General features: G+C 70.3%; 1 protein-coding gene. It reads right to left on the reverse strand.

Annotation, left to right across the window (positions count from 1 at the left end):
• Positions 1-897: transposase (locus tag ACSDR0_RS50835; RefSeq protein WP_435296173.1), on the reverse strand; the 897-nt coding region annotated here is incomplete at both ends.

Raw genomic sequence — 897 nt, forward strand, 5'->3', positions numbered from 1 at the left:
ATGGACTCGTCGTAGGTCCGGCGCGTTTTGAGGCAGTGATAGAGGCAGCCGATCAGACGGTTGAACAGGTGCCGCAGAGCTGCGGTGTGCGCGTCGTCGGCTGCTTTGCGGCGGTCGTAGTGCGCCCGTGCCCCCGGTGAGGGACGTAGCGCGGCGAAGGCCCAGATGTAGCCGGCGGCGGCCAGGCGGTCGTTCTTCACCTTGCGGGTCATGATGTGTCGTGACTTGCCGCTGGCTCGGGTAACTGGTGCCGAGCCGGCATAGGCCTTCAGGCCGCGAGCGTCGGCGAAGCGGGTGCGGTCGTCGCCGATCTCGGCCAGGATGCGGGCGCCGACCAGGGAACCGACCCCCGGGAAGCTGGTGATGATCTCGGCGTCGGGGTGCTGGGCAAAGGCCTCCTCCACGAGGGTGGCCAGGTTCTGCTCGGCTGTGCAGGTCGCTTCGAGCTGGCCGAGCAGCGCGGTGAGCTGGTGGCCCATGGCCTGCTCGGCCAGGTCAGGTAGACGCATGTGTTCGGCGCGGAAGATCGCGTGGAGTCGTTCGACGTCCTGGTCGACGTGGCGGACTCGCCCGGCCCGTTTGAGTGCGGCCCGCAGTTGCCCGCGGGTGAGGACGGCGGCGCGGGCGGGAGTGGGCGCCAGCGCGAGGATGACCCGGGCCTCGGCCCTGGTGACGCCGCCGTTGCGCAGATGCGCAAATGCCTCCAGGGCGGCGGCGAAGTAGTCGTGCAGCAGCGACCGGATCCGCTGGCCGAGCTGGATGCGGTCCCAGACCGTGTCCTGCTGGGCGCGGGCCAGCACGGTGATCGCCCGGGCCAGGTCGGAGTCGGCGGGCAGCGGCCGGTGCGCGGCCATGTCGGTGCGCAAGATATTGGCCAGGATCAGCGCGTCCTGCTCG

The organism is Streptosporangium sp. G11, assembly GCF_051192615.1.
Taxonomy (GTDB): Bacteria; Actinomycetota; Actinomycetes; order Streptosporangiales; family Streptosporangiaceae; genus Streptosporangium.